The 25,313-nt window shown below is 37.8% G+C and carries 22 protein-coding genes; 19 read left to right on the top strand and 3 right to left on the bottom strand.

The window, feature by feature from the left end; all coding sequences use genetic code 11:
* The first annotated feature begins 32 nt into the window (after positions 1–32).
* The 7 genes from ATZ35_RS01080 (at position 33) to ATZ35_RS01050 (ending at position 11,247) form a co-directional block, all read left to right on the top strand.
* Positions 33–1,691 carry an IS1182 family transposase gene (locus tag ATZ35_RS01080; RefSeq protein ID WP_208928667.1) on the top strand — a complete coding sequence of 553 codons (1,659 nt, stop codon included), beginning with the start codon at positions 33–35 and terminating at the stop codon, positions 1,689–1,691.
* A 120-nt stretch (positions 1,692–1,811) separates the two neighbouring features.
* The gene (locus ATZ35_RS01075; RefSeq protein WP_208928665.1) at positions 1,812–3,146 is read left to right on the top strand and encodes an FAD-dependent oxidoreductase; all 1,335 of its coding nucleotides are present in this window, start codon (positions 1,812–1,814) and stop codon (positions 3,144–3,146) included.
* Entirely contained in the window at positions 3,136–4,608 is a 1,473-nt protein-coding gene (locus ATZ35_RS01070) for a helix-turn-helix domain-containing protein (protein WP_208928663.1), read from the top strand. The genes ATZ35_RS01075 and ATZ35_RS01070 overlap by 11 nt, the downstream gene beginning before the upstream one ends.
* A gap of 395 nt (positions 4,609–5,003) precedes the next feature.
* On the top strand, positions 5,004–6,512 hold the full coding sequence (gene glpK, locus ATZ35_RS01065; protein ID WP_208928661.1) for a glycerol kinase GlpK: 1,509 nt from the start codon (positions 5,004–5,006) through the stop codon (positions 6,510–6,512).
* Positions 6,513–6,529: 17 nt separating this feature from the next.
* Positions 6,530–8,365, top strand: a complete 1,836-nt coding sequence (gene glpO / locus ATZ35_RS01060; RefSeq protein ID WP_208928650.1) for a type 1 glycerol-3-phosphate oxidase — start codon at positions 6,530–6,532, stop codon at positions 8,363–8,365.
* Between the two features lies 1 nt (position 8,366).
* Positions 8,367–9,086: an MIP/aquaporin family protein gene (locus tag ATZ35_RS01055; RefSeq protein ID WP_208928647.1), complete on the top strand. Its 720-nt coding sequence runs from the start codon at positions 8,367–8,369 to the stop codon at positions 9,084–9,086.
* A 427-nt stretch (positions 9,087–9,513) separates the two neighbouring features.
* Positions 9,514–11,247, top strand: coding sequence for a Na/Pi cotransporter family protein (locus ATZ35_RS01050; RefSeq protein WP_208928644.1), 1,734 nt, complete (start codon positions 9,514–9,516; stop codon positions 11,245–11,247).
* Positions 11,248–11,277: 30 nt separating this feature from the next.
* Here the strand turns inward: ATZ35_RS01050 and ATZ35_RS01045 are convergent, their stop codons facing one another.
* A complete protein-coding gene (locus tag ATZ35_RS01045; protein ID WP_208928641.1) occupies positions 11,278–11,823 on the bottom strand; it encodes an AAA family ATPase in 546 nt (181 codons plus the stop codon).
* Positions 11,824–11,926: 103 nt separating this feature from the next.
* Between ATZ35_RS01045 and ATZ35_RS01040 the strand changes: the two genes are divergently transcribed.
* The 8 genes from ATZ35_RS01040 to ATZ35_RS01005 all read left to right on the top strand — a co-directional run bounded on the left by ATZ35_RS01040 (position 11,927) and on the right by ATZ35_RS01005 (position 18,233).
* Complete coding sequence (locus tag ATZ35_RS01040) at positions 11,927–12,859, top strand: alpha/beta fold hydrolase (protein ID WP_208928638.1); 933 nt, start codon at positions 11,927–11,929, stop codon at positions 12,857–12,859.
* A 108-nt stretch (positions 12,860–12,967) separates the two neighbouring features.
* On the top strand, positions 12,968–13,507 hold the full coding sequence (locus ATZ35_RS01035; RefSeq protein ID WP_208928635.1) for a 5-formyltetrahydrofolate cyclo-ligase: 540 nt from the start codon (positions 12,968–12,970) through the stop codon (positions 13,505–13,507).
* Between the two features lie 9 nt (positions 13,508–13,516).
* Positions 13,517–14,227 carry a rhomboid family intramembrane serine protease gene (locus ATZ35_RS01030; protein ID WP_208928632.1) on the top strand — a complete coding sequence of 237 codons (711 nt, stop codon included), beginning with the start codon at positions 13,517–13,519 and terminating at the stop codon, positions 14,225–14,227.
* A 15-nt stretch (positions 14,228–14,242) separates the two neighbouring features.
* Positions 14,243–14,461 (top strand): YqgQ family protein, encoded by a 219-nt coding sequence (locus tag ATZ35_RS01025; RefSeq protein ID WP_010760500.1) that lies wholly within the window; start codon positions 14,243–14,245, stop codon positions 14,459–14,461.
* The gene (locus tag ATZ35_RS01020) at positions 14,462–15,433 is read left to right on the top strand and encodes an ROK family glucokinase (RefSeq protein WP_208928629.1); all 972 of its coding nucleotides are present in this window, start codon (positions 14,462–14,464) and stop codon (positions 15,431–15,433) included.
* A gap of 15 nt (positions 15,434–15,448) precedes the next feature.
* On the top strand, positions 15,449–15,847 hold the full coding sequence (locus ATZ35_RS01015) for a rhodanese-like domain-containing protein (protein WP_208928626.1): 399 nt from the start codon (positions 15,449–15,451) through the stop codon (positions 15,845–15,847).
* A 135-nt stretch (positions 15,848–15,982) separates the two neighbouring features.
* Positions 15,983–16,339, top strand: coding sequence for a DUF488 domain-containing protein (locus ATZ35_RS01010; protein WP_208928623.1), 357 nt, complete (start codon positions 15,983–15,985; stop codon positions 16,337–16,339).
* A 40-nt stretch (positions 16,340–16,379) separates the two neighbouring features.
* Positions 16,380–18,233 carry an FAD/NAD(P)-binding protein gene (locus ATZ35_RS01005; RefSeq protein WP_208928620.1) on the top strand — a complete coding sequence of 618 codons (1,854 nt, stop codon included), beginning with the start codon at positions 16,380–16,382 and terminating at the stop codon, positions 18,231–18,233.
* 175 nt (positions 18,234–18,408) lie between these two features.
* Here ATZ35_RS01005 and ATZ35_RS01000 read toward each other — a convergent pair whose 3' ends face one another.
* Complete coding sequence (locus ATZ35_RS01000; protein WP_010760505.1) at positions 18,409–18,576, bottom strand: DUF3042 family protein; 168 nt, start codon at positions 18,574–18,576, stop codon at positions 18,409–18,411.
* A gap of 202 nt (positions 18,577–18,778) precedes the next feature.
* On the opposite strand from ATZ35_RS01000, the gene ATZ35_RS00995 reads away from it, so the two are divergent.
* The 4 genes from ATZ35_RS00995 (at position 18,779) to ATZ35_RS00980 (ending at position 24,170) form a co-directional block, all read left to right on the top strand.
* On the top strand, positions 18,779–19,939 hold the full coding sequence (locus ATZ35_RS00995; RefSeq protein WP_244148194.1) for a galactokinase: 1,161 nt from the start codon (positions 18,779–18,781) through the stop codon (positions 19,937–19,939).
* A 58-nt stretch (positions 19,940–19,997) separates the two neighbouring features.
* The gene (galE, locus tag ATZ35_RS00990; RefSeq protein WP_208928614.1) at positions 19,998–20,984 is read left to right on the top strand and encodes a UDP-glucose 4-epimerase GalE; all 987 of its coding nucleotides are present in this window, start codon (positions 19,998–20,000) and stop codon (positions 20,982–20,984) included.
* Between the two features lie 699 nt (positions 20,985–21,683).
* Positions 21,684–23,165: a UDP-glucose--hexose-1-phosphate uridylyltransferase gene (gene galT, locus ATZ35_RS00985; protein ID WP_208928611.1), complete on the top strand. Its 1,482-nt coding sequence runs from the start codon at positions 21,684–21,686 to the stop codon at positions 23,163–23,165.
* Between the two features lie 18 nt (positions 23,166–23,183).
* The gene (locus tag ATZ35_RS00980; RefSeq protein ID WP_208928609.1) at positions 23,184–24,170 is read left to right on the top strand and encodes a LacI family DNA-binding transcriptional regulator; all 987 of its coding nucleotides are present in this window, start codon (positions 23,184–23,186) and stop codon (positions 24,168–24,170) included.
* A gap of 21 nt (positions 24,171–24,191) precedes the next feature.
* On the opposite strand, the gene ATZ35_RS00975 is transcribed toward ATZ35_RS00980, so the two are convergent.
* The gene (locus ATZ35_RS00975; RefSeq protein ID WP_208928607.1) at positions 24,192–25,220 is read right to left on the bottom strand and encodes an immunoglobulin-like domain-containing protein; all 1,029 of its coding nucleotides are present in this window, start codon (positions 25,218–25,220) and stop codon (positions 24,192–24,194) included.
* Between the last annotated feature and the right edge of the window lie 93 nt (positions 25,221–25,313).

Below are 25,313 nucleotides of genomic sequence, written 5' to 3'. Positions count from 1 at the left end.
TAACTACACAAATAAACAAGCGAGGTGTTCTTATGTTTAAAAATTATACCACAAATCAAGTCGTTCTTCCTCTAGATTTTAGTTTTCAGTTAGAAAAAAATGATATTGCGTTTGCCATTGATCAATTAGTCGAAAGTATTCCAGAGGAACGCTTTATTCCTTTTCACCATCAAATGGGGCCTGCTTCTTATCATCCAAAAATGATGATGAAGATGATTTTATGTGCTTACACGCAATCTGTATTTTCTGGTCGTAAGATTGAAGCGTTAACGAAAGACAGTATTCGCATGATGTGGCTTACTCAAAGTTATCAACCTAGTTATCGAACCATCAATCGTTTTCGAGTGGATCCTTTAGTGAATGCACTCCTTCGGGAGTGCTTCGTCCAGTTCCGTAGCCAATTAGTTAAGGAACAATTAATCGATGAAGAAGCCATTTTTATCGATGGCACAAAGATTGAAGCCAACGCAAATAAATACACCTTTGTTTGGAGAAAATCCATTGATAACTTTGATAAAAATCTTACTGAAAAATCAAATTTTCTTTATGATGAATTGTTAAAAAATCAAATTATTCCTGAAATTGAGCGCGAGTCCGAAAAAGAATTATCTGTCACTGAATTAGGCAAGATTGAAGAAAATCTCGCGCATATTGTAGAAAAGTTTACAGATAAAATCGAACAAGCAGAGGATGGAATTACGCGCAAATCAATTCGTTCTAAACGAAAAGTTCCAAAAAAATTAAGGAAACTTTTCAAGGACTTTAAAGAGCGAAAACTTGCTTATCAAAAACATAGACAGATTTTAGGACAACGAAACAGCTATTCTAGAACAGATCCAGATGCCACTTTTATGCGCATGAAAGACGATCACATGAAAAATGGTCAGTTAAAAGCAGGCTATAATCTTCAAATCGCTACGAATAGTCAGTACATTTTAGGCTATGATCTTTTCTCGAACCCAACAGATACACGGACACTGCGTCCTTTTTTAGCTACTTTAAAGGAGCGTTTCTTTGAGCTACCAACTTATATTGTCGCAGATGCCGGCTACGGGGGAGAAGAAAACTATCAAGCTGTTTTAGAAGACCATGAGCGAACACCACTCATTACTTATGCCATGTACCATAAAGAACAAAAGAAAAAATGTAAACAAAATCCATTTCTTCCCGCAAACTGGTCGTATCAGGAATTAGACGATACGTTTCTTTGCCCTGGCGGACGGAAAATGACTTTTCGAAATTATTCTATTCGTACAGATAAGTATGGGTTTAAACGGTATTTAAAACGATATGAATGTGAAGACTGCTCGAATTGTCCTCTTCGAAGCCAATGTACAAAAGCGAAGAGCAACAAGAATCGTGAGATTCAAAAGAATATGAATTGGGAATATTTTAAAGCGAAGATTCAACAGCTGCTTTCAGAAGAAGAAACAGGTAAACTCTATCGTCAACGAAAAATTGACGTCGAACCTGCTTTCGGACATTTGAAGGCTTGTTTAGGCTTCACTCGGTTCTCTGTTCGAGGAAAACAGCAGACACACAATGAAATTGGATTTGCGTTAATGGCAGTAAATTTGAGAAAATATAGGATAAATAAGCTATCAAACAAGAATAATTCTCCCAAGAAACTAAAAAACAGAAGACTAAAAATCATTTTTATGATTTTCGGTCTTCTGTTTTATTTGTCTTAAGACTTATGTCCCAAACTCTTCCTTTTTTTGATTAAACATAAGGCTATTTCTATGCGTTAGCTTCAAGCTTGTGCTATTCTTTAGGAAAACGGTTTATTTATTTAGAAGGAAGGGTTTACCATGAAAGTTGTGATCATAGGAGCTTCATTTGCTGGAGTTTCTGCGGCTTTAGCTATCAGAAAAAAACATCCAGAGGCTGAAGTTTTTTTAATGGATAAGCAGCAAACGATCGGTTATTTACCTGGCGGCATCAATCTTTATTTTAATGAGACAATCAAGCCAATTGAAACGGCTCGATTTATTTCAGAACAAGAGTTAGTAGATCATGGATTAACCTTATTGCTAAATGCAGAAGTTGTTAGTATAGACGCAACGCAACATATTATCAACTATGAAAAAGAAGCACTTGAGTCGTTTATCTCATTTGATAAACTTATTTTAGCGACAGGCTCTAGTCAATGGTCGCAAAATATTCTCGGCAGCGACTCAGATAAAGTATTGAAATATAAATTTTTACCTGGCGTGCTACAAGCAATCGAGCAATTGGAAAATAGCCGTAAAGTAGCGTTGATTGGCGGTGGTCAAATCGGAGCTGAAGCAGCTGATACCTTACTGAAAAAAGGCAAAGAAGTCCATCTTTTTGAACGGATGGATTATTTGCTATTTAAATATTTTGATGAAGAAATGATCCAACCGGTTCAAGCTGAAATGGTGGCGCGCGGAGTTGTCTTTCATTTTGATGAGACCGTAGAAAAAATAACTGATGTAGATGAAGGCCTTTTGATCGAAACGAAGAAGTCACAGTTAGTATGTGACAGTGCTATTTTTGCGATGAATGTTCGACCTGATTTAGGTTATTTAGATGAACAGGTTCGGACGCATACAGATGGCACCATTTTTGTGAATGAATACTTAGAAACCTCGCAAGTAGATATTTTTGCTATTGGTGATTGCATTCAAGTGCCGTACAGCTTATCGAATGAATCGTTTTATATTCCCTTAGTAAATAATGCGGTTAGGTCAGGTTTGGTGGTTGCACAAAATTTAGTGGAACCTACAATGCCTTTTGTAGGTTCGATTCGCACGATTGGGACCAAGCTTGTTGATCATTATGTAGCAAGTACAGGATTGACTGAAGCGGAAGGGTCATTTTATGAGCAGCCAATTTCAGTTGCTCATGTTCAACAAAAAAGCTCATTATTTTCCGGTGGTGAAACGATTAGTGGCAAAATTATCTTTGAAAAAGAGAGTCATAAATTATTAGGGGCACAATTGGTTTCAAAAGCGGACATCTTAGAAAAAATCAACACACTTGCACTTGGTATTCAAGCGGGACAAACGCTCGAAGAGTTTTATCAGAAAGATTTTTTGTATCATCCCTATTATTCCAACGTGATCGATATCACGAACCAGCTCGCATTTGAAGGTTTGTGGAGTGAAGCAGATGAAAATTGAAGCCTTATTAGATAGAAAAGAAGCAAGAGAAGTTGGAATTTTAAAAAAGGTGATTTTGGCTGGTGGTAGGATCGAGGATACTGAACTGTTGGATTATTTAGGTGTGTCCAAAGCTTCTTTTGAAAGTGATTTGAAGGAGTTAGGGTACTATCTAAAACCTTATGAAAAATACTGTTCGTTATTTTATGATGGTCAATGGGTCGCCATTCACATGTCAGATGGATTTTCTATTAGTAAAGTTGTCGATGATTATGTCCGAGCGTCTATTAAGTTTCAGCTGATTGACTATTTATTTCATTATCGGGAGTTTACGATCGCTCAGCTGACAACTAAATTTATGATCAGTGAATCATCTCTATTTCGCAAAATCAAAGAGCTGAACTTGTTATTGAAAGAATTTGATCTTAAAATCCGCAACGGGCAATTAAAAGGAGAAGAGCTACAGATTCGTTATTTTTATTTTCAAGTTTATTGGTTTTTAACACCATATGACATTCATCAGGAAAAAACATTAACGGTTCAAAACTTGCGAATCATTGAGGCCTTGGAAAAAGCGTTAGCTCTTTCCTTTGAGGAACATGGTAAACTAAAAATCAGTTTATGGCTGACGATCAGTAAAAAAAGAATCGTTGTGCAATCGAAACAATTTAAAGAGCTCTACAATAAGAGTCAAGTGTACGAACAAGATCCTTTTTTCAAAACACTACGTTCTTTTGTATTGCGTTTTTTCAGCCGCTATCCTCTTGAAATCGATGAAGAAGAAAGTTTGCTCCATTTTATTTTTTTAACGAGTATGTCTGTTTTAGCAGAGGCAGATTTTGCAGATTATAGTTTGATTCGAGGCCGACGTACCCCAACGTCATTAGCCGATACATTTGTATTAGAGCATGTGATTTTATGTTATCGTCCACAAAAATTTTTCCCAGAGTTGGAGAAAAAAATCTTCTATTACTTCTCTCAGATTCACAGTCGGTTATATTTTTTTAAAGGAGAGCTGGAATTATTTGATCGAGAAAATATTTGGCAAAAGGAACAGAGTTTATCTAGTCATAAGCTGGCTGACTTTTCCCATATTCTTTTAGATCGAAGTTTGGAATGTTTTGGAGAATGTTATGAAAAAGGAAATAGTTTACACGAATGGTCATTAGTCAAATACCTCAGTGTCCTAGCGATCATTGATTTTGAAATCGTTGGTGAAACGCGTATTGGTATTGATTTGAAGATGGATCATTTGTATAAGGAAGTCATGACGCAAGTTTTGGTATTGAGTTTGAAAAATTTAAATGGCTTAACGATTGAAACCTATGATGCTAAAAAAAGCTATGATTTGTTGATCACAAATGTCATGAAACCTAATGTATATCGCTCGGTACAAGAGGTCTATGTCTTGTCAGAATTAGGCTCAACTTATGATATCAATCAAATTCGATTGAATATTCGTGAACTGCATAATCGAAGATGAGTTAAAAGAACAAGCCCAAAAACAAAAATAGTTGGCTATTTTATTTTCGGGCTTGTTACTGATGAGACAAGGGAATGCGCAAAAACTTTCAATTATTTCTGAAATAAAAAAAAAGATGACGTTTTTAAGATGTCATTTGCGATTATTATGAATACATAAAATATAAAGCGTTTTCAAAGAGAGGCTTTATTACTATATAGTATCTAGCTTCACAGGTTAGCACTACGCTGCTCTTCGATCTCAACAATTCCTAAGAGCTAAAGCTCTAAGGATTGAAGGCCTTCGGAAAAAAGATAAATTATAAATGAGGCAGAAAGCACCTCAGTCATAATTTTCTATTTTTCTGTCAGAGCTAAACGAGCCTGCTACGCTTTCAAAATAAGGAGGAAACAACAATGACAGAACAAAAGTACATCATGGCAATCGATCAAGGGACAACTAGTTCAAGAGCAATTATTTTTGATAAGAAAGGGAATAATATTGGTAGTTCTCAAAAGGAATTCACGCAAATTTTTCCAAAAGCTGGTTGGGTAGAACATAATGCAAATGAAATTTGGAATTCAGTTCAATCTGTTATTGCAGGTGCTTTGATCGAGTCTGGCGTTAAACCTTCTGATATAGCAGGAATTGGGATTACGAATCAACGTGAAACAACAGTTGTTTGGGATAAGCAAACAGGATTACCAATCTATAATGCAATCGTGTGGCAGTCACGTCAATCTTCACCAATTGCTGACCGACTAAAAGAAGAGGGTCATGGAGACATGATTCATGAGAAAACGGGCTTGATCGTAGATGCTTATTTTTCAGCAACAAAGATTCGTTGGATTTTAGATAATGTTGAAGGTGCGCAAGAACGAGCTGAAAAAGGCGAGCTACTATTTGGAACGATCGATTCTTGGTTGGTTTGGAAATTAACAGGTGGGGAAACACACGTAACAGATTATTCTAATGCAAGTCGTACAATGTTGTTCAATATTCATGATCTAGATTGGGACCAAGATATTTTAGAGATTTTAAATATTCCTCGGATAATGCTACCAAAAGCGACATCAAATTCTGAAGTTTACGGGTTAACAAAAAACTATCACTTCTATGGTAGTGAGATTCCTATCTCTGGAATGGCTGGTGACCAACAAGCTGCCTTGTTTGGACAAATGGCTTTTGAACCTGGAATGGTCAAAAATACGTATGGTACAGGTTCATTTATTGTAATGAATACAGGAGAAAAACCGCAGCTTTCTAACAATAACTTACTAACTACTGTAGGCTACGGTATTAATGGCAAAGTTTACTACGCTCTAGAAGGAAGCATTTTCGTAGCAGGTTCAGCTGTACAATGGTTGCGTGATGGCTTGAAGATGATTCAAACCGCAGCAGAATCAGAAGCCGTAGCGAATGAATCGCACAATAAAAATGAAGTCTATGTTGTACCTGCTTTTACAGGTCTAGGCGCACCATATTGGGATTCTGATGCAAGAGGTGCTGTGTTTGGCTTAACGCGAGGAACGACAAGAGAAGATTTCGTAAAAGCAACCTTGCAATCTGTTGCGTATCAAGTGCGGGACATTATCGATACAATGCAAAAAGATACTGGCATTGCCATTCCAATTCTAAAAGTAGATGGCGGAGCCGCTAATAATGATTTATTGATGCAATTCCAAGCGGATATTTTAAATACATCTGTTCAAAAAGCGCAAAACTTAGAAACAACAGCCTTAGGTGCAGCCTTTTTAGCTGGGTTAGCTGTTGGTTTTTGGAAGGATTTAGATGAGCTGAAAGAGTTTTACGAAGATGGGCAAGTGTTTGAAGCAAAAATGTCTGATGAAGAACGCGATGATTTATACGAAGGGTGGCAACAAGCAGTAGCTGCCACACAAATGTTCAAACATAAATCAAAATAAGGGAAGAAGTGAGTGGTATGTCATTTTCAAGTAAAACAAGACAAACATCTATTGAACAGATGAAGTCTGAAGAATTAGATTTATTGATCATTGGCGGTGGTATTACAGGCGCTGGGGTTGCCTTGCAAGCAAGTGCTGCGGGTATGAAAACAGGGTTAATCGAAATGCAGGATTTTGCTGAAGGAACTTCTTCACGTTCAACTAAATTAGTTCATGGTGGCATTCGTTATTTGAAAAATTTTGATGTAGAGGTTGTTGCAGACACTGTCCAAGAGCGGGCAGTAGTTCAAGCAATTGCACCCCATATTCCTAAGCCAGATCCCATGCTTTTACCGATCTACGATGAGCCAAAAGCAACCTTTAATATGTTTTCTGTCAAAGTAGCGATGGACTTGTATGATCGTTTAGCGAATGTGATTGGCACAAAATATGAAAATTACACATTGACGAAAGAAGAAGTGCTGGAAAGAGAGCCACAATTAAAAAGTGAAGGGCTACAAGGTGGTGGTGTGTATCTAGATTTTAGAAATAATGATGCTCGCCTTGTAATTGAAAATATTAAAAGAGCTGCTTCAGATGGCGGGTTGATGGTCAGCAAGGTGAAAGCTGTCGGTTTTATTCAAAATGATCAAGGAAAAATCATTGGTGTAAAAGCAGAAGATTTAATGACAGGTGAACAGTTTGATATCAAGGCTAAAGTTGTGATTAATACGACGGGACCTTGGTCCGATAAGGTTCGTGGTCTGGACATGAAAGAAAAATTAGTACCACAAATGCGCCCGACAAAAGGGATTCACCTTGTTGTTGATAGTAGTAAGTTACATGTACCACAACCAACGTATTTTGATACTGGAAAACATGATGGTCGGATGGTTTTCGTGGTTCCTAGAGAGAAAAAAACCTATTTTGGTACAACGGATACAGACTATACAGGAGATTATGAACATCCTACGGTTACGCAAGAAGATGTTGATTATTTATTGGAAATTGTCAATAGCCATTATCCTAAGGCACATGTGACGATTGATGATATCGAAGCAAGCTGGGCAGGTCTTAGACCCTTGATTTCCGAAAATGGCGGGTCAGATTATAACGGTGGGAATAATGGTAAGGTTTCTGATGAAAGCTTTGATCAAGTCATTGATATCGTTGCTAAGTATAAAAATCAACAAGCAAGCCGTTTTGATGTAGAAAATGTCTTGAATCATCTAGAAGATTCACTGGCAGAGAGTAAAGAAAATCCTTCGGCAGTTTCTCGTGGTAGCCTACTGGAGCGCTCAGACGATGGTTTGCTAACACTATCAGGTGGAAAAATCACAGATTACCGTAAAATGGCTGAAGGTGCATTAAAAGAAATTCAACGAATTTTGAAAGCAGAATTTAGTAGTGAGTTCCAGCTGATCGATTCTAAAACGTATCCTGTTTCAGGAGGCAATCTTGATGCGGCAAATGTAGAAACAGAACTGATAGCGCTTGCGAAAATTGGGATGGAACAAGGTTTGAGTCAAGAAGAGGCAGAGTATCTTGCTCACCTTTATGGTTCAAATGTTACTGAACTTTTTGAAAAAATTACGACAACTGAACCAGTCACAGGTTTAAGTTTAGTTGAAACACTAGCACTACATTATGCGTTAGAAAATGAAATGGTTTTAACACCTGCAGACTATCTTGTTCGTAGAACCAATCATTTACTTTTCATGAGAGACACGCTAGATGAAGTCAAACAAGGTGTGATTTCCGAAATGAGTCATTATCATCATTGGTCTGAAGAACAAAAGGAATATTATACGACTGAATTAAATCAATTGATCGCAGAATCTGACTTGAGTACATTGAAAGAAGGGACGAAGTAAAATGGATACTTCAAATATGACACAGATTTTCAGTGAGTTTTTAGGAACGATGATTTTGATTCTTTTAGGAGATGGAGTGTGTGCGGCAGTCAATCTAAAGAAAAGTAAGGCTGAAGCGTCTGGTTGGATCGTGATTGCTTTTGGCTGGGCAATGGCAGTTACTATCGCGGTTTATGTCGCGGGATATATGGGACCAGCGCACTTGAATCCAGCAGTTACGATCGCAATGGCGATGACTGGTAGTTTTGAATGGAGTCTAGTTGTACCGTTTATTGTAGCACAAGTACTTGGAGCAGTAGTCGGGGCAGTCTTGGTGTGGTTGGCTTATTTACCGCATTGGCAAGTAACGGAGGACCAAGGTGCCGTTTTAGGAACCTTTGCCACGGGGCCAGCAATTCGCAATTATCCAGCAAATATGGTGACCGAAGTGATTGGAACATTTGTTTTAGTTTTAGGCTTACTTTCATTTTCACAACATAACTTTACAGATGGTTTAAATCCATTAGTTGTTGGGGCGCTGATTTTATCGATTGGTTTATCTCTAGGTGGACCGACAGGCTATGCAATCAATCCAGCACGTGATTTTGGTCCGCGTTTAGCACATCAATTGTTACCGATTCCAACCAAAGGTGATTCTGATTGGGCTTATTCATGGGTTCCAATCGTTGGTCCTGTGATTGGTGCAGCAGTGGCTGCGGGCGTTTATATGATGATGGTTTGAGTTTGATTTTTTATTCGGAGTTGAGAAACGTACGTTTCCCAACTCTTTTTTTTGTTTACAGTGACAATATTGTGTTAAACAGAATTAAGTTTATGATGAAAAAAAACAATAATTTATTTACAAGAGGCTTGTTTTTTTGTACTCTTAAAAAGGAGTTTATTATTTAAATAGTTAGTTTAGTGGGGCAGCATCTCGGAAAAAAGAGAAAACCTGAATCTGACAAAGAGCATCACAGTCATGTTTTCCTATTTTTCAGTCGGAGCTAAACGAGCCCGCTACGCTTTTCAATCTATCTAGCTTCATGAGCTAGCCTTTCGGGAAAAAGATAAAAATCGATTGTGGCAAAAAGCGTCACATTCTATTTTTCCTATTTTCCTGTCAAGGCTGACTGAGCTCATTCAGCTTTTAAAATAAAGGAGGAACAGGTGTGTCCTATCAAGAAATTTTGTTTCCTTTTCTCGGAGGATTAGGGATTTTTCTATTTGGTATGAAGTATATGGGGGATGGTCTGCAAAAGTCTGCGGGAGATTCGTTACGGGAGATTTTGAATACCTTTACATCCACCCCTTTAAGATCGGTCTTAGCGGGTTTGATCGTGACGGCGATTATTCAAAGTAGTTCTGGTACGACGGTCTTGACTGTAGGCTTGGTGAGTGTTGGTTTTATGTCATTACGTCAGGCAATCGGTGTGATCATGGGTGCTAATGTTGGAACAACGGTGACGGCTTTTATCATTGGCTTTAATCTAAGTTCCTATTCCTTGCCAATCATTGGTGTAGGATCGATTCTGCTTTTCTTTTTCAAAAGAGAGCGGGTCAATAATATTGGTCAAATCGTTTTTGGTTTTGGTTGTTTATTTTATGGACTGAAATTAATGGGGGAAGGCATGGCGCCGTTAAGTACTTTGCCTCAGTTTGCTGATTTAATGGTCAATGTATCTCACCATCCTATTTTAGGTGTGGGCATTGGGACGTTGCTGACGATGGTTTTACAAAGTTCTAGCGCTACGATCGGAATTTTACAGCAGTTATATAGTCAGGGAAGCTTAGCAATCGGGTCAGTATTACCCATCTTATTTGGAGATAATATTGGAACAACGATCACGGCTGTCATTGCGGCCTTAGGCGTTAGTGTTGCGGCTAAGCGGACTGCAGCTTCTCACGTGATCTTTAATCTTGTTGGTGCAATTATTTTTACAACATTACTGACGCCGTTTACAGCGGTCGTTGTGCGCATTTCCGATGTGCTTAATTTAAAACCAGCTATGCAAATTGCTGTGGCTCATGGTCTGTTCAATGTCTCTAATTTACTGATTCAATTTTGGTTTATTGATAAAATCGAATTACTTGTCCGTAAAATCATCCCAGGGAAAGATAAAAGTATCGATTTCAAACCCTCTAATTTAAATGAATCTATTATCCAAAATTCAGCAGCTTTAGCGTTGAATCAAGCAAAAATAGAGCTTTTACAAATGGGGGAATATGTTTTAGGCGCCTTTGAAGCAACGAAAGCCTATTATGAAAAGCAAGATACTATTGATATGGAAAATGCGAGTCAGTATGAAACCGCGATCAATGATATTGATAATCGTTTGACTGAATATTTAGTCCAGCTCTCAGCGACAGAATTGACGCTTTCAGAAAGTCATGAACAAACGATGATGCTGGAATTAACCAAGGATTTAGAACGAATCGGCGATCATTGTCGCAATATTATTCAGAATCTCAATGAAGCGATTCATCTTGAAAAAAAACAAAAAGCGAAAGAGAAGAAAGCAGGGAAGGTATCTGATCGTGAGACGCTGATTTTGTATGATGAAGATGTGATCGAGTTATTTGAAAAAGTCTTGAAAAACATCCGCGATTCTTTAATTGTTTTTGAAAATGACGATAAAGAGATGGCTGCTCATATGTTAAATAGGGAAGAACAAATCGATCAGATGGTCAAAAAACTGCGCAAAAAATATATTTCAATAATGAATAGTGGCAAAGGTCGGGCAGCAGATGGTGTTTTATTTATTGATACAGCATCTAACTTAGAACGGATGAGTGACCGAACGATTCATATGGCTAAATATGTTTTAGGTGAACGTTATGGAACGGAAGAAATCGTAGTGGATCAATCGGTAAATCCTGTGATTACAGTTCCAATACCAGAATAAAATAACCCTTTATGACTAGTGAAAATCAAGTCATAAAGGGTTTCTTTGTAAATATTTTATAATCTCCCGGTATAAAATCTCGAGTGATTGGTTACTGTCGAGTTTTAAAACAGGACTTTTAGACTGAGCAATTTGATACTTATGTTCAGCAAATGTCCCAATATCAGAGGAGCTTTTAGCGGTATAATAAGTTTTACACCACTCCAAAAAGTCGTTGGTTTGGTTTCCTTGTTCATTTAACCAAAGTGAAGTAGTACCGCCTCTAACTATTTCTCTTTTTATCAGACGCTCAAACCGTTGTTCATCATCTAGTGTAAGGAAGACCAATAAATCACGATCAGTAAAACTGGTAGGGTTCCAGGAAAAAACAGAACCAGAGACCACCAATTGATCAAATTCGTTTCGGTCATGTTCATACATTTTTAGTCGTTGCTCGATTGGGTGTTTCTCTGAAAAAGTCTCATCCTTCCAAAGATAGTGATCCGTATCAATCCATTTAATTTGTTCTTTTTCAGCAATATAACGTGCTAAGGTGCTTTTTCCTGTACCAGATGCTCCAATCAGTTGAATTTTCATTTTTTCTCCTTCTAAATAATCATAAAAGAAAATGCACATTTGACTATTTCATTTGCTAAGAATACATTATAATAAAATGTATCAATTGAGAAGAGGGAAAAATATGAAACACAATACTTTTTTGTCATCAGATCACAAAACAACAAGCCATTTTATCTGCTGGGAGCCTCAAGGTGGGAAGGTTGGAACCGTTCAAATCATTCATGGCATGGCAGAATATATTGAACGCTATCATGACTTTGCCAAGTACCTGAACGAATTAGGCTTTGTAGTGGTGGGACATGATCATCTAGGTCATGGTCAATCTGTACTAGAAGCTGAATCAAAGCATGGATATTTTGGTGAAACTGAACCTATAACCTTTGTATTGGACGATATTGATCAAATCAAAGAATGGATCGAGAATAATTATCCGGATTTGCCGCATTTTATGTTAGGGCATAGTATGGGGTCCTTTGCATTACGAAATTATTTACAATTATATAAAGCTGATATCAGCGGAGCGATTTTTATGGGAACTGGTAAAAAGGCCTCTATGTTACCGCTCGCTCTTTCGCTAACGAAAGGATTGAATGTTACCGCACCGAAAAAAACAAATAAATGGTTGGATCATCTGGCCTTTGGAAGTTTTAGCAAACAGTTTCCAGAAAGTGGTCGTTTTAATTGGTTAAGTAAAAATCAAGAAAACGTCAAAAATTATGAAACTGATTCGTTAACGGGTTTTACATTTACAAATAATGGGTTTTATACGTTATTTCGTTTAGTTGATGGCGCAAATCAAAATGGTTGGGCCCAAAACATTGATCAGGATTTACCGATTTTGGTTATTAGTGGTGAACAAGATCCAGTAGGCGATTTTGGTATAGGACCACGGAAAGTCGCAAAAGAACTAGATGAAGCTGGAATCAAGGATGTATCACTCGTTTTATTTGCTGACTTACGCCATGAAATTTTGTTTGAAAATGAAAAAATCGAGGTTTATAAAGCAATCAGCAATTGGCTGAAAAAAAGACTAGATTCTGGAGTGAAAAGCTAGAAGTCTGTTTGCTATTTGGTCTGTTTTTCTATAAACTACAAAGTAAGGTTAAAAAGCGATCAGATGTTAAGAAATAGTAGCATTTTTTCTGATTAAGGAGGCGTGAATGTGGAAAAAGTACGGTTAAGAAAATTAGGTTTAGCAAACCTGAAATGGCTTCATGATCATCCTGTGCTGAAAGAGCAAAAAGAGACAGAAATTAGTCAAGCATTATTCAACGATCCAGCTTGGCAAAAAGCCCAGACGATTGCGATTACGAAACCACTTGATTTTGAATTTGATACCCATATTCTGCTCAATAGAGGTTGGCAGGAAGAAAAACAAATCCTAATGCCAATTGCAGGAACGGCACGACAGTTGACATTTCATTCTGTAACCCCTAAAACACGTTTTGAAAAATCCGCATTTGGTGTGGACGAACCGGTAGCTGCGCCAGAAGTAATGGCTGAAATAATTGATTTAGTGGTGGTGCCAGGGATCGTGTTTACCCATGAAGGCTTTCGAATTGGTTTTGGCGGGGGATTTTATGATCGCTTCTTGCAGCATTATCAAGGGGAAACATGCAGTTTGGTATTCAGTGAACAGATTCAGGAAAATTGGCAGGCGGAATCCTTTGATTTACCTGTAAAACGATTATTTATCAGCTAGGAGGAACATATGAATTATCAAACGCAAATGAAAATCAAGAGATTATTAAAGCAACCGTTGGTGACATACCTTTTACTTGGAATTACCACGATTGTCTTTCTAGGTATGGAATTGACGGGTGGATCAGAAAATAGTTTAGTTTTGATTCGCTGGGGAGCGATGTCTCGAGGAGAGATTCTGTATTTACACGAATATTGGCGTTTCTTTACACCGATGTTTTTACATATCGGCTGGCTACATTTTGCAGTAAATATGGTGACCCTATACTATGTAGGTTCACAGGTAGAAAATATCTATGGTCACTGGCGTTACTTGTTGATTTATTTATTAAGTGGTATTGCTGGAAATGTCGTTAGTTTTACTTTTGGATCACCAAACAGTATTTCTGCTGGAGCAAGTACCGCATTATTTGGACTATTTGGCGCTTTTGTTATTTTAGGTCGTCATTTTAGGAACAACCCTGCAATTTCATTTATGGTACAACGGTATGCGACGTTTATCGGGATCAATTTAATTTTTAACTTGTTTAGTAGCTCAGTTGATATTATGGGACATATTGGTGGATTGCTTGGCGGACTGCTAGTTGCCTCAGCTTTAGCTGTTCCAGATCGTTCAGAAGAGTTTAATATCCATGAACGGATCATTGCCGGAATTATTTTCGTATTTTTATTAGGCGTTTGTTTAGTCTTGGGTTTGAAAAAATTCGGTTTACTTGTATAATAAGGAAGTGCTTAAATGGAAACGTTATACGATGTCCAGCAGTTATTCAAACAATTCGGAATTTACATCTATGTAGGTGCCAGAATTTATGATATTGAGTTGATGATGATTGAATTGAAAAATATTTATGAAGGTCACTTGATTGATCGAGACACGTATCTTCATGCGAGAAGTGTCTTGCAAAGAGAACATCGAATTGAAGAAAGCAGAGCGACTGAGAAAGGAACCGAGTAAATGGACAAGAAATTGATTGGGATTGATTTAGGCGGTACAACAATTAAGTTTGCGATTTTAACAACTAATGGAGATGTTCAGCAAAAGTGGAGTATTGAAACCAATATTCTAGATGAAGGCAGTCATATTGTGCCGGATATCATTGAGTCGATCAACCACCGAATCGCTCTTTATGACATGAAACATGAGGATTTTATTGGGATTGGCATGGGTACTCCTGGTAGTGTAGACATCAAAAAAGGAACAGTAGTGGGTGCTTATAATCTGAACTGGACCAAAAAACAAAGTGTCAAAACGCAAATTGAAACAGCGACTGGAATCCCTTTTGTATTAGACAATGATGCCAATGTAGCCGCTTTAGGTGAACGTTGGAAAGGTGCTGGAGAAAATAATCCAGATGTTGTTTTCATCACACTCGGTACAGGTGTTGGCGGCGGTATTATTGCAGAAGGCAACTTGTTACACGGCGTTAATGGTTGTGCTGGAGAAATTGGGCACGTAACTGTGGATCCTGGCGGTTTTGAATGTACTTGCGGTAAACGCGGCTGTCTAGAAACTGTTTCAAGTGCAACGGGTGTCGTGCGAGTTGCTCGTCATATGTCTGAAGAATATGCAGGCGATTCTGAGTTGAAACAAGCAATCGATGACGGTCAAGATGTTTCAAGTAAAGATGTCTTTGATTATGCTCAAGCAGATGATCCATTTGCTTTAATGGTGGTTGATAAAGTGTGTTATTTCTTAGGTCTAGCAATCGGTAATGTGGGAAATACACTAAATCCATCAAGTGTGGTTATTGGCGGTGGTGTTTCTGCGGCGGGTGAATTTTTACGTAGCCGTGTTCAAACCTATTTTGAAGAATTTACTTTCCCAGAAGTTCGTAACAGTACGCAAGTCAAACTAGCACAGCTTGGTAATGAAGCAGGTGTGATTGGTGCTGCGTCACTAGCCTTACAATTTATGGAGAAAGAGTAAGAAAGGGATTTTAGAATGAACGTTTTATGGATTATCAACGGAGTTTTATTAGCAATTTTATTAGCAATGGGAATCAATGAGTTATATCTTCGAATCATGGCAAAACGCTCTGCCAAAATAATCACCGAAGAAGAGTTTAGAGAAGGTATGAGAAAAGCGCAAATCATCGATGTTCGTGAAAAAGACTCATTTGATGCCGGCCATATTCTTGGCGCACGCAGCATGCCTTATACAACGATCAAAACAACGTTGAACTCCATTCGTAAAGATCAACCTGTCTATATTTATGATCAAAAAAAATCATTGAGTATTCGTACAGCAAATCAATTACGTAAAAATGGCTATAAAGATCTTTACATTTTAAAAGGCGGCTATGAAGGCTGGACTGGCAAAACGAAAAAGAAAAATGCTTGATTAATTAAACACAGAGAAAAACGAGGGTTCGAATGTTGAACAACGTTTGCTTCTCTGTGTTTTTATTTCCAAATCAAAATCGTAAGCCGTTTCTTTTTTGTGTGATTACGTTAAAATAAAGAAGAGGTGACAACGATGATCCAGTTAAAAAGAGCATATGAACAAGTCAGTCCCACAGATGGTTACCGAATATTGGTCGATCGTTTGTGGCCAAGAGGAATGTCGAAAGAAAAAGAAGCGTTAGATTTGTGGCTAAAAGAAATCGCGCCTAGCACCGAACTTAGAAAATGGTTTGATCATGATCCAGTTAAATTTCCTGAATTTAAAACAAAGTATTTGCTTGAGTTACAGTCTGGCAAGGCGCAAGCGGCTTTTCAAGAGCTAGTACAACTTACCAATGAACAGCCTATCATCACATTGATTTATAGTGCTAAAGATGAAAAAAATAACAACGCTGTTATTTTAAAAGAAGCAATTACAAAGACTGCTTGATCTATTAGACAAATCAAAAAGGGCTGAAAGGAGTAAACAGATGAAGATTGCGATTGTTGGTGGTGGGCCTCGAGGGCTTTCAATTTTAGAACGAATCGTTGAATGGTCAAGAGAAGAGCAAGTTATTCAAATTACGATGTTTGATCCCTATGGTCCAGGAGGGAAAGTTTGGCGAACAAATCAGCCATTGTCATTGTTGATGAATTCAGTGGCAGCACATGTCACTTTATTTACAGATGAGACGCTAAGCACAAACGGACCAGTCGCGAAAGGGCCAAATTTGTATGAATGGGCACATGGCGAAGCAGTGGATTTTATAAAAAGACAACAGCTTGAAAATGGAATGATACTATTAGAAGAATGCGAAAAACTAGGACCAAATGATCATTGCTCACGTGTTTTTTATGGGTTATATCAAAAATGGTTTTATGAATATATTCAAACACGAATGACGGATCAGACCTCTGTTAAATTTTTTAAAGATACGGTGCGAGCTGTGAAAAGGCAAGACGATAAGTTTCTCGTCTATACGAAAGCAGTAGAAACAACGGTTGATACAGTTGTTTTAGCATTAGGTCATCAAGAGAATCAGCTGATTGGTCATGAACAAGCCTTGGCCGCATACGCTAATGAGCACCGCTTGTTTTATTGCTCACCTAAAAATGCGGCAGATGCCTATCTTGAAGCAATCACTGAGGATACGCCAGTTTTGATCAGAGGATTAGGTTTGGTTTTTTATGATTATTTAACCTTACTGACGAGTGATCGAGGTGGAACTTTTAAAGAGAAAAATGGTGAATTAGTTTATTTACCTTCGGGGAAAGAACCTAAAATCATTGCAGGATCTGGTCGTGGTATTCCTTATCATGCCAGAGGTGCTAACCAAAAAGGTTACGGAATAGAGTATCAGCCACGTTTTCTCAAAGAAAAGAGTTTAAATAAGTTTAAAAGAAAAGGTCGATTTTCTGCTGAGCAATTTTTTGAGCTTTTAAAAAAAGAAATAGAATTTGCTTATTATTCAGCACTGCTTAAAGCTAACTATCCTCATGTGAATCAAACTCGTTTTAGTGAGGAGTTTATTCGAACTAGAGGCACTGTAGCGACTTTAAAAAAATACGGTATTGCTCAAAAGGATTTTTGGGATTGGGCAGTCATTCAACATCCGGAGCAAACAACGAAAGAGCAAGAGTCTTTTCAAACATTTATTATTGATTATTTGACTTGGGACTTTGAGCAAGCAAAGAAAGGGACAGTAGCAGGACCGTTTGCGGCAGCTTTGGATAGTTTAAAGGATCTACGAGATGAGGTTCGTTTTATGCTGGATCAGGAGCTTTTTTCAAATGATGAGACTAAGAAGTGGTTATGGGATTGGTTTGCTCCTTTGAATTCTTTTTTATCAATCGGGCCGCCTTTAGAGCGAACAGCTGAACTGAAGGCTTTGATCAAAGCAGGAATTGTGACACTGGTCGGACCGAAAATGGAAATTATGACGGATGCAGGAAGATTTATTGGATTTTCAAAGAATAGTCCGACCGAAAAATATAAAACTCATTTCCTAATTGAAGCCAGATTGCCGAAAACGACCAATCAATTTAGTTTAAATCCATTAATCCACCAACTTTTAAAAGATGGCATAGCGAGTTTACATGAGTTGACTCTAACGACAGGAGAAGTCTATAAAACAGGTGCGCTGCTAGTAGAGCGGACAACGAATCAACTACAGTCAAAAGAAGGAGAACGAATCCTTGGCCTGTTTTGTTATGGTATTCCTACGGAGGGAATTCATTGGTTGACAGCTGCAACATCCAGACCGGGAACAGATCCGTGGAATTTAAGAGAAGCTGATGTGATTGCCAGTACAATTTTTACAGCTTTGCTGACTAAAAAAATGTGAAAAAGAAAAATCCTGTTTGTGATAAAAACATCACGAATAGGATTTTTCTTTGATCTAGCTACACACGTTAGATTCCTCGGCGATAACGAGAATTAATTCACAGGGAAAAGCACCCTGCTAAAATTACTTCTCTTATATCGCTCAGAATCTGAGCAAACGTGTTTCGCTTTTCTTATTATCGAGAGATGCGTTTGCGCATTGCTTTTTTACGGTTTTCCTCGATCATATCTTCTTTTTCTTCGATTGGATCAAGAACTGTTTTCTTGATTGTGGCTGCAAAGCCAACAACAGCGGCGCATGTTACAGCTGTTCCTACAAGCATACCTGAAATAAATTTTTTCATATACATTCTCCTCTCACTTAGTTAGACAATTCTATTATGAACTAAAGTAAGAAAAAAATCCAATAGATAGAATAAAAAGGCAGTGATCTTGTCTTCTTCTTAACATTAGTTAAATAAATGTAATCGTTTTATGAAATAGCTTGTAAAAGTTTAGTAAATGTTTTACAATTAATTTACTAAAATGTATCAAGAGGTGATCACTGTGGAAAATGACTTACAAGAACTATTCTATTCTACATTTGGAATAGAGACCAATGAACTATTTTTTGCTCCGGGAAGAATCAACTTGATTGGAGAGCATACTGATTATAATGGCGGCCACGTTTTTCCAGCGGCAATTACGATTGGAACATATGGTGCTGTTAGGAAGCGGACAGATCAAGTTATTCGTTTTTATTCAGAGAATTTTTCAGAATTAGGGATTATCGAAGTATCATTAACGGATCTAACCTACAAAAAAGCCGATGATTGGACAAATTATCCAAAAGGAATGATCCAATATTTAATAGAAGCAGGACACACTATCGATCAAGGTATGGATCTTCTTTTTTGGGGTACGATTCCAAATGGTGCGGGACTTTCATCATCCGCTTCAATTGAATTGTTAATGGGTGTTATATTAAATGATCTATTTGATCTAGGGCTTAGTATGATGGATCTTGTGAAGACAGGAAAACGAGTGGAAAATCAATTCATCGGTGTCAACTCTGGAATCATGGATCAATTTGCGATTGGTATGGGGAAACGAGACCAAGCAATTTTATTAGATACAAACACGCTTGATTATGAATTAGTACCAGCAGAGTTTGGTGACTATGTGATTGTGATCATGAATACGAATAAACGCAGAGAATTAGCAGATTCAAAATATAATGAGCGACGGGCGGAATGTGAATTAGCTTTGAGCCATCTACAAACTGCGTTACCAATTAATACTTTGGGGGAACTGACAGAGGATTTGTTTGAAAAAAATAAAGAAATGATTGCAGATGAGGTGTTGATCAAGCGAGCAAAACATGCGGTGACTGAAAACCAGCGTACGATCAAAGCGAAGAATGCCTTATCGGATAATGATTTAACCTACTTTGGACAACTAGTGAATGCTTCTCACGCATCTTTAAAAGATGATTATGAAGTAACGGGTATTGAACTTGATACATTAGTTATGGCAGCACAAAAACAGCCAGGAGTCTTAGGTGCACGCATGACTGGAGCTGGTTTTGGTGGTTGTGCGATTGCTTTAGTTAAGGAAACTGAACTAGAGCCTTTTATTGAACAAGTCGGAAAAGTTTACAAGGAGAAAATTGGCTACTCAGCAGATTTTTATATTGCAAACGTTGATGATGGAGCGAGAAAGCTGTAAAATAAGGAATACAAAAAATAATTTTAATCTTTGTTGTATTTAATTAGGAGGTAATGATATGTCAATTTTAGTTTTAGGTGGGGCAGGTTATATTGGCTCACACGCAGTAGACCAACTGATCAATAAAGGATACGAAGTGATTGTGATCGACAATCTACAAACAGGTCATAGACAATCAATTCATGAAAAAGCTAAATTTTATCAAGGTGATATTCGCGATAAAAAATTTATGCAAGATGTCTTTACAAAAGAAACAATCGATGGTGTGATTCATTTTGCTGCAAGTTCATTAGTTGGTGAGTCGGTAGAAAAGCCATTAGTCTATTTTAATAACAATGTTCATGGTACGCAAATTACGTTAGAAGTAATGGAAGAATTCGGCGTAAAACATATTGTATTTTCTTCAACCGCTGCAACATATGGAGAACCAAAGGAAATGCCGATCGTCGAAACAATGCCAACAAATCCAGAAAATCCCTATGGTGAAAGTAAATTAATGATGGAAAAAATGATGAAATGGTGTGATAAAGCCTATGGGATTCGTTACGTAGCTCTTCGTTATTTTAATGTAGCCGGGGCAAAATCTGATGCTTCGATTGGTGAAGATCATGATCCAGAGACGCATTTGATTCCGATTATTTTACAAACGGCTTTAGGACAAAGAGAATATCTAGGTATTTATGGTGAGGATTATGATACCCCAGATGGCACGTGTATTCGTGATTATGTTTATATTGAAGACTTGATTGCAGCCCATATCGCAGCTTTAGATTATTTACAAAAAGGAAATGAAAGTAACATTTTTAACTTAGGTAGCAATACAGGCTATTCCGTTAAAGAGATGTTGGAAGCAGCACGTGCTGTAACTGGCAAAGAAATACCAGCAAAAGTCTTGCCTCGCCGTCTAGGCGATCCAAGTAAACTAGTTGCTTCAAGTGAAAAAGCTAAGATGGTTCTGGGCTGGGAACCTCAAGTTACGGATATCAAACAGATCATCAAAACTGCTTGGGAATGGCATGTTAGTCATCCTAAAGGGTATGAATAAGAAGTATTTTGCATTGAAACATGCCAAGAAACACAAAGAAGAAATGAGTTGATGTTGAATGCTCCTGCGATTACTCGTCGCACGAAAAGACTTGGTACAAGGTAACTGAAAGGAACGTTACTTCCTTCTGTTATTAAGATGTTGAAAAGTACAAGGTGAAGCAAAGCGGAACGTTGTTACCATATGTTATCTAGCTTCAAGAGCTAGTCACTACGCTCTACTTCGATCTCATCAATTCCTAAGAGCTAAAGCTCTAAGGATTGAAGGTCTCGGGAAAAAGATAAAAATGGAAAGAGGCAAAGAGCGCCTCAGTCAATTTTTCCTATTTTCGAGTCGAGACTGAACGAGCTTTTTCAGCTTTTAACAGTATCTAGCTTTACAGGCTAGCCTTTCGGGAAAAAGATAAAAATTGAATGAGACAAAGAACGTCTCAGTCAATTTTTCCTATTTTCCTGTCATGGCTGAACGAGCCTGCTAGGCTTTTGCTTTGAAACACAGTGAATAAAATGAACTGATGTTTCAAAGTACAAGGTGCAGCGAAGCGGAACGTTGTTACCATGTATTATCTAGCTTCACAGGCTAGCTCTTCGGAAAAAAGATAAAATCTAAATGAGGTAAAAAGCACCTCATTTAGATTTTCCTATTTTTCTGTCAGAGCTGAACGAGCCTGCTACGCTTTTAAATTTAGGAGGAATCGTTGTGTCAATTAGTCAAACTGTTACTGATTTTGTCACGTTAGCTATTCAAGCTGGTGGTTGGATGGAGTTGGATCGTCTTTATTTACAAAATCGGGTACTTGCAATGATTGGTGAAGAGTCATTAGATCCTGTTTTTCCAGTGGTCGTGACTAAAACATCCTTGGAATTATTAGATGAGTTGGTCGAACAAGCTTTAAAAAATGGGATTGTTCAAGAGGAATCAGCGGATTTAGAGATTTTTGAAGCACAATTGATGGATTTTTTAACACCACCACCTTCAGTTGTGAATGCATTTTTTGCCCAACATTATGAAAAAGACCCGGTCGATGCAACGGATTATTTCTATAAATTAAGTAAAGAAAATGATTATATTAAGACACGTGCTATTGCTAAAAATATTGTTTTTCCAGCTGAAACAGAGTATGGTCAATTAGAAATTACCATCAATTTATCTAGACCCGAAAAAGACCCAAAGCAAATTGCGGCTGCACGTCAAGCCACACAGGTAAATTATCCTAAGTGTGTTTTATGTATGGAAAATGAAGGGTATAAAGGTCGGACAAATTATCCGGCTAGAACGAATCATCGGATCATTCGGATGAATTTAGATGGAGAAAGTTGGGGATTTCAGTATTCACCGTATGCTTACTATAATGAACATTCAATTATTCTGTCAGAAGAACATCGCCCTATGGTCATCTCAAAGGAAACATTTCATCGCTTGACTAGAATTATTGAAGTGTTGCCACATTATTTTGTTGGCTCTAATGCAGATTTACCAATTGTGGGTGGTTCGATTTTGACCCATGATCATTATCAAGCAGGACGACATATATTTCCGATGGAGAAAGCTCCGATCGAACAATATTTTGAGCTAAGTGATTTTCCATTGATGAATGCTGGGATCGTCAAATGGCCGATGTCTGTGATTCGCTTGCAAAGTCCTAATTCAGAAGACTTGGTTGAAGCAGCTGCCTTGATTTTAGATAAATGGCAACACTATTCTGATGAGAAAGTCTCGATTCGAGCTTTTTCGGAGGATGGAACGCCGCATCATACGATTACACCAATTGCACGTCGCAAAGGCTCGTTATTTGAGATGGACTTGGTACTACGTGATAATAATGTTTCTGATGAACATCCAGATGGTATTTTTCATCCTCATCAAGAAGTTCAGCATATCAAAAAGGAAAATATCGGGTTGATCGAAGTGATGGGCTTAGCCGTATTACCGCCTCGTTTAAATGATGAACTTCAAGAAGTGGAAAAATATGTTTTAGAAAAAGAACATCATATTGCCGAGTATCATAAAGCTTGGGCAGATCAGATGAAGGAAAATTATTCTTTTAATGAAGCCAATGCTAAAGAACTAATTCAAAAAGAGGTGGGGCAAATTTTTGCTCAGGTTTTAGCCGATGCTGGTGTTTATAAACGTACGCTAGAAGGTCAAGCTGCCTTTAAACGTTTTATCGATAGTCTATAAAGAAAGGCTGGTGAAAACATGGCAACGATCAAAGACATCGCATCATTAGCAGGTGTTTCACCTGCAACAGTTTCTAGAGTGCTGAATTATGATCCGGATCTTTCTGTTGGAATCCAGACAAAGCAAAAAGTCTTTGAAGCGGCAGAAGAGTTAAACTATACAAAGCATAAAAAAGGTCCAAAGACGGCTAAAGCAAAGATCCTATTCGTTCAGTGGTATGACGAAGTAGAAGAATTAGAAGACATTTACTATCTATCGATTCGTTTAGGGATTGAAAAAAAAGCAGAAGAAATGCGTATTGAGTTGGTCAAACGTTCTATGGAAGAATTAGATCATGAAACTGCAGATGGGATTTTGGCTTTAGGAAAATTTGACAAAGCTGAAGCAGATTTTCTTTTTGATAAAAATCCTAATTTGCTGTTTGTTGACTTTGATGCGCTTGATTTAGGGTATAATTCTCTAGTCATCGATTTTCAACAAAGTATGTCTGCTGTTTTGACTTACTTAGCTCAACATGGACATCAAGAAATCGGTATACTTGCTGGAGAAGAATATACTCGAGGAAGTCATGAATTACTTGAAGATAAACGATTGACAATTTTTAAAGAGATTCTAGAACAAAAGGACTTGTTGCATGAAGAGTATATTTTAAAGGCGCCGTTCACTGTTAATAGTGGCTATGATGTGATGAAACAGTTTTTAAGTAGACAGCCTCAAACATTTCCAACGGCCTTTTTTGCATCTAGTGACGCACTTGCTGTGGGTGCCTTAAAAGCGATTCAAGAAGTTGGATTAAAAGTACCGGAAGATATTTCGGTGATTGGGTTCAATGATATCAGCGTAGCCAAATATGTTAGTCCACCGTTGACTACAATTAAAATCCATACAGAATGGATGGGTGAGCTAGCGATTGAAACGATATTGTCGATTATTTATGAACAAGCACCGATTGCAAGAAAAATCACGATTGCAACAGAATTGATCGAGAGAGCATCAACGAGGTGATTATCGTTGATGCTCTTTCTTTTATTTATAGGCAATAACAAACAAATTGATATTATCATTGACACAGCTTTGAAGTGTAACTCGCTCACCACCGCCTGTACCTACAGTGAGATCCCAATAGTCGGTTCCAGTTCCAACTTCAATGCCATAATCATCCAATTGAAGTAAAGTGCGTACCGTATACGTTGTGGGAGTGCCGTTTGCATCTGTCACAACAATTTGACTACCTGAGCCTAATGAAAAGACTGTTGAAAAAGCACCAGGATTGTGACCAATAAAATGAGTGTTTTGCCCATCATCACCTGATTGAACAGCCGCACCTCCCCAGGTAGAAGCAACACCACCAGGATTAGAATCGATTACGCTTTGACCACTCCCTTGACCGCCGTTTTGATAAGGAATCGTTTGGCCGTTCATCGTGATTGTCATTGGTGAAGAACTCGCCGCTACAGGTGCCACAGGTGTGGTTGCTACTTCGGTTTGCGCTGGTTCAGCAGGTGCTGCTGGTTGTTCTGTCACCTGAGGTTCAGCTTGTGGTGTAGCCGCAACCACAACAGGTTCACTTTTTGGAATAATCGTAAATGTTCTGTCAGCCCCACCAGAATTGCCACTTGCATCAGTTACTGAATAATGGATTATTTGGGTGCCTAAAACAGAGGTATCTAGTGTTTTATCTGCAGATAATTTAACAGTAAGGTCTCCATCTTTATTATCAGTTGCTGTGACTTCTTCATAGATGTTTACTTGGCTATTTTGTTCAACCGTTTCTTCTGGAGCGGAAATAGTTGGCGCAATAGTATCTTTGGTCGTATTTACAGCAACTATTTTGTCCTTATTTTGCTTTTTCTTAGGTGTGACGTTCTGTTTACTTAATTCTTTGTCAGTTGGAACGTTTTTGACTAAGGTAATGTTTGTTTTTTTCGGTTTAGCATTCAGGCTGTTTGCACGACTGTAGGCATCGGTGAAAATATAACCACCAATAAGTAAAAAAATGCTTAAAATACTGATGAAACCAATAATGATTGTGTGTTTAATTGTGTTTTTTTTCATGTAGAATCCCTCCAAAAGTGTGGTGAGATTTTCCATTTATCGATAAATTTTAAATCCGCGTTTTTATATTTTTATAATAAGACCCAGGTTAAA

Origin of the sequence: Enterococcus rotai (assembly GCF_001465345.1) — a bacterium.
GTDB lineage: Bacteria > Bacillota > Bacilli > Lactobacillales > Enterococcaceae > Enterococcus_L > Enterococcus_L rotai.
The sequence above is the reverse complement of the archived record's forward strand: the minus strand, read 5'-3'. Positions and strand labels throughout refer to the sequence as shown.

Coding starts and splice junctions, on each gene's coding strand:
- ATZ35_RS00980 (WP_208928609.1), top strand. CDS start 23,184: ATGGCAACGATCAAAGACATCGCATCATTAGCAGGTGTTTCACCTGCA.
- glpO (WP_208928650.1), top strand. CDS start 6,530: ATGTCATTTTCAAGTAAAACAAGACAAACATCTATTGAACAGATGAAG.
- ATZ35_RS01020 (WP_208928629.1), top strand. CDS start 14,462: ATGGACAAGAAATTGATTGGGATTGATTTAGGCGGTACAACAATTAAG.
- ATZ35_RS01030 (WP_208928632.1), top strand. CDS start 13,517: ATGAATTATCAAACGCAAATGAAAATCAAGAGATTATTAAAGCAACCG.
- ATZ35_RS01015 (WP_208928626.1), top strand. CDS start 15,449: ATGAACGTTTTATGGATTATCAACGGAGTTTTATTAGCAATTTTATTA.
- ATZ35_RS01055 (WP_208928647.1), top strand. CDS start 8,367: ATGGATACTTCAAATATGACACAGATTTTCAGTGAGTTTTTAGGAACG.
- ATZ35_RS01005 (WP_208928620.1), top strand. CDS start 16,380: ATGAAGATTGCGATTGTTGGTGGTGGGCCTCGAGGGCTTTCAATTTTA.
- ATZ35_RS01075 (WP_208928665.1), top strand. CDS start 1,812: ATGAAAGTTGTGATCATAGGAGCTTCATTTGCTGGAGTTTCTGCGGCT.
- ATZ35_RS00975 (WP_208928607.1), bottom strand. CDS start 25,220: ATGAAAAAAAACACAATTAAACACACAATCATTATTGGTTTCATCAGT.
- ATZ35_RS01025 (WP_010760500.1), top strand. CDS start 14,243: ATGGAAACGTTATACGATGTCCAGCAGTTATTCAAACAATTCGGAATT.
- ATZ35_RS01040 (WP_208928638.1), top strand. CDS start 11,927: ATGAAACACAATACTTTTTTGTCATCAGATCACAAAACAACAAGCCAT.
- ATZ35_RS01045 (WP_208928641.1), bottom strand. CDS start 11,823: ATGAAAATTCAACTGATTGGAGCATCTGGTACAGGAAAAAGCACCTTA.
- glpK (WP_208928661.1), top strand. CDS start 5,004: ATGACAGAACAAAAGTACATCATGGCAATCGATCAAGGGACAACTAGT.
- ATZ35_RS01080 (WP_208928667.1), top strand. CDS start 33: ATGTTTAAAAATTATACCACAAATCAAGTCGTTCTTCCTCTAGATTTT.
- ATZ35_RS01010 (WP_208928623.1), top strand. CDS start 15,983: ATGATCCAGTTAAAAAGAGCATATGAACAAGTCAGTCCCACAGATGGT.
- ATZ35_RS01000 (WP_010760505.1), bottom strand. CDS start 18,576: ATGAAAAAATTTATTTCAGGTATGCTTGTAGGAACAGCTGTAACATGC.
- ATZ35_RS01070 (WP_208928663.1), top strand. CDS start 3,136: ATGAAAATTGAAGCCTTATTAGATAGAAAAGAAGCAAGAGAAGTTGGA.
- galE (WP_208928614.1), top strand. CDS start 19,998: ATGTCAATTTTAGTTTTAGGTGGGGCAGGTTATATTGGCTCACACGCA.